Below are 7,981 nucleotides of genomic sequence, written 5' to 3' on the forward strand. Positions count from 1 at the left end.
GGATTCCGCACTTTCTATGCCAATGCCCCAAAACTGCTCGGGGCACTGAAAGTGGCCAAAATCAAGGGTACACTCGAGGCAGAACTCAAGAAGATCGAGCGGTGCCGGCTGCTTATCCTTGATGACCTGTTCCTTGTGCCTCTTAACGCCAGGGAACGGCCCATACTGCTCGAAATTATCGAAGACAGGCATGAACGGAAATCCACCATCATAACCTCACAGTACCCTGCGTCCAACTGGTATGACATGGTGGGGGACCCGACAATAGCAGATGCCATTCTTGACCGTATCATTCATACGGCGCATACCATAGAATTATATGAAATATTTTTCAATTGCCTGATTATCAGTAAGTTATGACCTTAATGAAAATATGTTATTAAACACCGTTATTATTTGCCTACAATAAAGTTAATAGTTTTCCTGCAAACTTACAAATATCCTGTGTATATTTAATTCTTTTTAAGAAAAATACAAATGGGTTAACTTCCCATAAATAGAAGCTAACCCATCATCATATAACAGAAAACAAATCATTCAAAATCGTTCGTTCCAAACCTTTGTTTCCATTCACCAAATATCTTTACCGTTTTATTGGCTTAAAGCCCTTAAATCGCTTTAAAATGCCCTTTTTGTCTTTCTATATGTGTGTGTATATGTCAATGGCAACTTTTGCAGCTGCCATTCCTTGTATGTTTGTATGACCTTTGATTGAATCAGGGGGATATTTTGGATTGGCAAAAATATTCGATTTAAGCCGTTGTTTTTGCCACGCCTTGGAAGTTGCCCTCCGAAATGGTTTAAAGGCCTTGTAGGGCTTTATTTCGGCTTACAAACAAGAAAGGATGTACCCATTTAGGCACACCCTTTCTTAAATAAAAAATAAAAAAAACATTTTCAAAGTTCCAAACGCTTTTCTATAATTAAAATCGAAAGATAATACATTTATGTAGCAATTGAATTTACAATAAATATCACTCAACCGTTGAAACAACAATCTGATTTGGGTGTTTCAACGCACCGTTGATATAACCATTGATGGTCAATACCACGTTGCCTTCTACCATTTTTGTAACTTTATCCGTTTCAACGTCCAAGGCCCCCCACTCTGTAATAATGACATTCGACAAGTCCAAGAGACAAAGGAATCCATCCTGCACATTGTTGGTTTCAATGACCCTTATGCCATCTATTATCCCGTTGTTGTATATTGGCGTTGTGCCGTTTTTCATTTTCTTTAGTGCCTTGGCCGCCTTTGGACTTGCAAGGTAGGTAAGATTCTTCATATCCTTTGTAGTTGCCTTGTACTCCATTTCAATAATATCATCATAGCTTCCAAGTGTGGTTGTCTCTTGGCCATTGAATATCCCCTTTGGCAGGTCTTCACTGCCTGCTGCGTTTGATAAAATCGCCTTTTCAAATGCTTGTTCTATGGCATCAAGCAAATCATTGACCACAGCTTGTTGCACGTCCGCATTTGCAAATTTCAACAAAATAGTTGAATATGAGGCTCTTGCCACAACTCTCTTTGGCTTGATGGTTACATTAAGCAGTTCGGATTTTATTTTTTCACCAAATCCGTTTGCCTTAAAGCACACATTCTCATCTGTGATAATGGGGAAGTCCAAATTGTTCTTAAGATTTTCAAACACTGTTGCTCCGTTGGCCTTTAATATGTTGTTGGTTGGCTTGGAAATGAACTCTTGAACCATTGTTGAGGCACTATCAGCAATGGTTCCCCTTATATTTTTTGTTGGCAGTGTAATTGCGGCAGTCCCTTTATAGATGGATCTTGTTTCGTTTACAATTTCCTTTATTTCTGATGATACTTTGTCATCAAAATTTTCTCTAATTGCTCTGATAAAAACGTTGTCTTTCATATAAATTATTTTTTTATATTATTTAAGTTATTAGTTTAAAAACTTGTGTGGGTGTATGCCCCATAGGCACACCCACAAAGAAACATTGATTGTTTTTTATGTTGAGAGAAAAATTAGCTTTCTGCCATTTTCTCAATATATGATTTTAGATTTCTTAATTCCTTTATCTCATTGATATGTGCCTCCTTGAACTCATACAGGGTAATTACCAAACAGGACATAGCACAGGCGTTGAATAAAACCAAAAGGTAGTATATAAGAAGTAACATTCCCAAACTTGTCATTCCTTATTTTTTTAAATTTATTATTATGTTGGGATCATAGATTCCCAAGGGTCTTTATTCCAATTTATTGGCTGTTTCCCCTTGTCTCTATAACATTAGCTATAGACTTTTATATAGTGCTGTTATTTTTTTTTACATTATCAATCTTCAACAGTTGATATTTTCCTGTAACAATTTCTTCTAAATCCTTTTTGCTTTCTTAAGGTCATTGTTGGCTCTTGCATTCGCCAACTGTTGTACCAAATTTGCCAAATAAATGTAATCTTTTTCCATTGTCTTTCTCTTTCTTTTTTTAATAGATTATTTTAGTTTGCTCTCACTTTATTGTAAAATTTGTAGAACGTGCCCAATGTGTAATTATGCCCACTTGCCACATACAACAACGCACTGTCATAGTTCTTGTTGGTGTTGGCCTCATTGTAACCCTCGCGCTGTTTTCTACAGATATGAAGAAGATTTCTTCCATCTTCACCAAAGAGACTCGCAAAACAGCAAGCCAAGGACATTGTGTCTTGATGTCCTTGTGTGATTTGTAGATGTCTTGCCGCTATGTCCTGTATTGCCAAGTCCAACTCTTTCTTTTCTTGTTTTGTCAATGCGGTGCCGTTAAAGGCAGCCGCATTGTTGTATGTTTGTATGACTTTTTTGTTTTTATAAATTATTGCACTGCTGTTGAAATATGGCTCTTCATCATAACTTATATACCTCAACCTGTTTGGATTGCTGCAACGCTTGTCAACGTTTATGCCAACATTCTCAAACTCTTCCACCAATGCCGCATAATGTTCCTTGTACTCTTGGAGATTTCCGCCTATCTTCACAATGGCAAACAGTCCTTTTCCGCCCACACTTGCTGCACTATATAAGACCCAAGGAAGGTTGTTTACCTTTTTTTTCAAGTGAGACAGCTCAAGGTGTGGATTGTCCTTGTTGTCAATGTCAATTGAAACCAAATTGTTGTATGTCTTTATTCTGCTTGTTGTTTCACCACATACACAACCTACCGTGAAACAGGGAAGATTCCCCTTGGCTCTCTTATATTCCGTTTCGTTGTGCTCACGGTCTATTGTTCTTAATGTGTCTATGTCCTTTTTATGGCTGATGCCCAAGTTCAGAGCCTCACTTAATGGGATGTCCCCTATATGTTGGTTTTCCTTTGGTCTGTCAAATCTGTAGACACTTACAGTTGTGTTAAGAATGCCATCATCTACCCGTTGAATCGCTTCACTTGCTGCTTCTTGGCATCTCTTGTACCCATTTAGTATTTTCTTTGCTATTTCATCCGTGCGGCGTTCCTTTAAAGAATCTTTCCTTTGTGTCTGTGCCATCAACTCAAACGGGTAGTCGTTTGCCTCCTTGGACGCGTCACTGTATCTTTTTGTTAGCGGATCAAACCGCAACACTGCTGTTCGGCAGTTTATCCCCTTTTGGAAATTATCCCTTATTTTCAACGTCTCAACTTGTGTGATATAATTGTCCCTGTCTATTATCTCCAAAGAAATTATATAATCACTTAAATTGAAGAAATTTGCGCTTCCGCAAATGCTGTAGGCATCTATTTTCTCCCCTTTCTGCATTTTCTTTGAGTGTGCTGTAATGACAAGGCAAATGTCAAGTTCTTTTGAAAGGGTGCTAAGGTTGGTCAAAACTTTGCCTATTTGGTAGGTGTCAACGTCAAAAAATCCTTGCAGGTTGGTGAACGTGTCAATCACTGCCATATCAATGCCAAATCTCATTTTGGCTTGTCTCAAAGTTTCATAAACGTCTTCCAAACCATTTATTTGGGTTGTGTCTATCATCTTGCAGAAGGCGGCCACTTCACAAACGTTGCCATAATATGCCGCCATATCTGCCACTTGCTTTCCTATTGGCGTTTCAAATGAAATAAACAACGTCTTCCAATCGTTTCTTCTTGCCATCAAAAAGGAATAATAATTCAAGAACGTGCTTTTGCCATCACTTGGCCTTGCGGTCACAACGGCCATTGTCTGTTTGTCAAATCTTACTATTTCGTCAACCCCTTTAAGGCCGCATTCAAAACCGCGGTGTGAGTTGGCATTGTACTCTTCCAATATGCCGCTCAATTCTTTTTCATCAAAAAAATTTATTTTTTTCATATATTTTTTGTATTTTATCCCGTTAGTTTCTTTCCGTTATAATTCCTTGTTGTTCTTCCTTTTATGTTTTGTATGACTTTCTTTCTGCTATTGTAAAAAATGGGGGCAAATAATATAAAAAAGATAACGGAAAATCACTTATATTAACCACCTTGGAAGATGTCCCCCTTGCATACAAAAAAAAAATATAAACTTAATTTTCTTTACTGAAAAGCCTAATGTACTCGGATTGGATAAAATGCTCATAGCGTTCCCTTTGCTCTCTTTCACGCTCCAAACGCAACTCTTCTGATGCCTTGGCCCACGCATTTCTTATGCGCCCAATCCTTAATGCCTTGGACTCTGATGTCTCATTGGCATAACGCCTTCTCTGCGCTTCAGCCATTTTCTTCTTTGTCTCTTCTGTGTGCTTCCTATAAAATCCCATAATTGTGTGCCCCTTTTAATTATAAATATATCTAACTTTCAAAAAGTTCTTTTTTCTTGAAAATATATATATTATTTTTTGAAAATCAAATATAAATTATATTCGCAAGTATATATAAATATATTTAAAAAACAAAAAAATATAATTCAAGCCGTGTTTTTGCCATCCCTTGCTGTTTTCCACAGAAGAAGTTCCAAGGCCTTGTAGGGCTTTGTTTCGGCCCACAGGGGCATCCTTCGGCCTGTTGCTATGCTTGGGGTTTCGGCGCATTGGCAAAAAGTCCCCTGTTTGGCAGAGTTGCGGATGTCATCTGCGGGGTGTTGCTTTTTTGTGTGTATGCGCGTTTGATGGATGCATCTTGTCAACTGTTTCTTGTGTGTTGCGCCAATGACTACCTTTTTGGATAGTCATTGTCCCAATGTGTGTGTTTTGTATGACTTTCTTCTCTCTTCTTTTCTTTATTTATTTCTTTTTTTCTCTATACATAAAAAGTCATACAGGAATAAAATAAAAAACACACTTTTTAGAGTGTGTTTTATTTTATGACTTTCTTTCTTTATTTATTTCTTTTTGTTACTTTTTCTTTCTTTCTTTTGAAAAAAATCCTATCAATGTGATAAGGATTTCCATCCTCCACAATCTCCAAAAATATGCAATTTTTTCCATATCCTCTTTCAGCTGCAAAAATCATCCCTGTGTAAAAAAATCATTGAATAAAATCCTTGATATTGCCATACCCCCTTGAAACGTTAGCCGCCTTAAAGTAGTGTCAAGGAGTCTTCAATGATGGCAAATGATTCCATAACATTTCGGATATTACCCAAAATTGTTTGTTCTAAGCCGTTGTTTTTTGCCACGCCTTGGTTGGGGTTTGCCCACAGAAACGGTTTAAAGCCCTTGAATCGCTTTAAAATGCCCTTAAATCGAATTTTGTTGGCAGTGTCACAGTGGTAAATAAAGTTTGAAAATTCAAATTCACACAAAGAAAGGTGGTGTGGGGTTTTGGTGGGGGTGGTCTCAAAAAATGACCCCATACCCCCCTATTAATTCAATTACATAGAAATAAATCCAAACAATTGGCATTGATAAAAAACAAGACTCTTTTGTATTTTTCTCTGATTCAAAAAGTAAAAAGTCATATAAACACACAAAGGAAATGCCCACAACTGTTTGTTGTGAGCATTCCGTTACACAACAATGGCAAGGTGTCTAAATGCTATTGTTGTCTCCATCAACTTGTTTATTTTTCTTTCTTTTGACTAATTTCTTCAATCATCTTTTGAAGTATTTTTGCCCTTTCCGCCAATGGCAAGTTCTTGTGGTTATAAATTTCTTTGACTGTTTTCACATTCACACCCAATTCCATTAGTTTTCCGTGCTCCAACGTCAGCCTTTCCCATATTTGATAATTATCCATACCATCAATTTCAAGACCATTGACACCAAGCATCAACAAGACCTTTTTCAATTCATCCTCTTCATTGTATTGCGATGTTGGTTCTTGCACATTGTTTATCCTCACTTCTGCCTTCTTCAACACATTGATTTCGTCTTTCTCTGTTGGATGACCATAGTTTTTTAAGACAGTCTGTGAGCTGTCCCCAATCATCTTGCCCACTTCTTCAGCACTAAAGCCTATCCTTAACATTTTTGTGGCAAATGTGTGTCTTGCGAAGTGGGATTCAATAACATCACACAGTTTAACGGTCTGACAAACTGTGTGTGCTTTCTTATGAGTAATTTCCCTATCCAAATGCGCCTCCTTTGCAATAACCTTTAAATACAGGTTGAGATACTTACAAAAAGCACCTTGACTAATTTCAAATTGCCCCTTTAGCTCTTCAATCAGATGTTTTATTTCATCATTCAAACGAATATAAGCATTAGTTTCACACTTCTTGGTTTTCAATATAATGGTGTCGTCTTGTACTTTGTAATCACCTTTTATTAGTCTATACAAATCGCTACATCTTTGTCCCGTCAAAAGTTGCAAGACAAATGCCTTTCTATATTTGTCCAACCTTTCATCTGACAATGCAACTTCCTTCAGGGCCTTTATCTCATCATCGAATATTTCTTGCCTCTTCATATCTTCCTTTTTTCTTTTGTCCTTTAATTTATCGAAGACAACAGGTGTTATGCCATACTTGTTGTTTCTTGCAATGCGGTCATTGATAAGTTTCTTTACAAAACCAACGCATTTGTTTACAACAACAACACTATTTTTATTCTTCAAAAGGTAATTGGTGTAAAGATCCAATGCCTCTTGGTTAAACGCCTTGCAACTGTCTTTTTTGAACTCTTCAATTACCCAAGTGTTCCATTTTTTAAACCACACATCATACATTGCCAAGGTATTCCCACTTAATGGACGTGTCGTCTTGTACTCGTCAAAGGCCTTCTTCATCATATTGGTGGCCTTTGCAGTGCGTTTTGCTGCCTTGAATTGTGTTGTTACAGTCATTTTGTTATTAATTAAATTATTATTTTTAATTTGTTGTAAACCTAAATCATTGGTTTCAACACGGGGATTATATAGAAAGTTATTTAAAACTTCAAACTTTAAACTGTTAATAATCATTAATGTTTTAATTGCCTCTCTGTTAGCTTCATCAGAAAATATTTTACTAATTATCGGTTCTTGTTTTTTCTTGTCCCATTGATTGGGCAGTATCTTACACCCTGTAGAAATTTTGGTTTGGTGGCCTTTGGCATACAACACCATATAAATAGGTGTAGGTGTCTTGCTACTCTGACACCTTAAATTGAAGTTTACACTGATCTTCTTAGCACTCTGTTGATCACCAAAATTGTCCATAATTATTCACCTTTAAAGTGGTTCTTAAAAGTGGTGATTATTTCACATATTTCTTTACATACAGTTTTGCTAACTAATTGAATATCAGAATGTTTTAATATTTACAACTATTCCATAGAATTATATGGCGAAAGCATGCGTAAGTTAAGGGCTAAGAAAAGCCAGAGTATCTAAAAGGGTAAAATAAAATTGACCCCTGCACCAGAACTTTACAAGGGGCAATCATGTTGTGGCCAACAGGAGCAAATTCTACTTGGCCAAAGGGGGCAAAGCAGAGTGGCCTTTCCAACATACGAGGCCGATGGTTTTATCAACTTTTTCTGTACTATCAAAAATACATACATCGAAGAAAAACTGCTTGACGACAAAGAAAGAATAGACTACAATCGCCTGAAGCCTGTACTATTTGAAATGCCCACACACAAATACTTGGCAACAGGAAAAATCTTAGGAGA

General features: G+C 36.9%; 4 protein-coding genes and 1 pseudogene. 2 read left to right on the top strand and 3 right to left on the bottom strand.

Annotation, left to right across the window (positions count from 1 at the left end; genetic code table 11):
• Nucleotides 1-360 (top strand): ATP-binding protein (locus L888_RS13655; RefSeq protein ID WP_044249208.1); only part of this gene is annotated, 360 nt, incomplete at its 5' end.
• Nucleotides 361-974: 614 nt separating this feature from the next.
• Here the strand turns inward: L888_RS13655 and L888_RS0110760 are convergent.
• The 3 genes from L888_RS0110760 to L888_RS0110795 form a co-directional block, all read right to left on the bottom strand.
• Entirely contained in the window at nt 975-1,880 is a 906-nt protein-coding gene (locus tag L888_RS0110760) for a phage major capsid protein (protein WP_027952898.1), read from the bottom strand.
• A gap of 589 nt (nt 1,881-2,469) precedes the next feature.
• A complete protein-coding gene (locus L888_RS13860; RefSeq protein ID WP_084567367.1) occupies nt 2,470-4,281 on the bottom strand; it encodes a BT4734/BF3469 family protein in 1,812 nt (603 codons plus the stop codon).
• A 1,667-nt stretch (nt 4,282-5,948) separates the two neighbouring features.
• A complete protein-coding gene (locus tag L888_RS0110795; RefSeq protein ID WP_027952902.1) occupies nt 5,949-7,526 on the bottom strand; it encodes a tyrosine-type recombinase/integrase in 1,578 nt (525 codons plus the stop codon).
• 189 nt (nt 7,527-7,715) lie between these two features.
• Here L888_RS0110795 and L888_RS14775 point away from each other — a divergent pair.
• Nucleotides 7,716-7,981: pseudogene (locus L888_RS14775) on the top strand (hypothetical protein); the annotation flags it as partial.

The organism is Hallella seregens ATCC 51272 (assembly GCF_000518545.1).
Taxonomy (GTDB): domain Bacteria; phylum Bacteroidota; class Bacteroidia; order Bacteroidales; family Bacteroidaceae; genus Prevotella; species Prevotella seregens.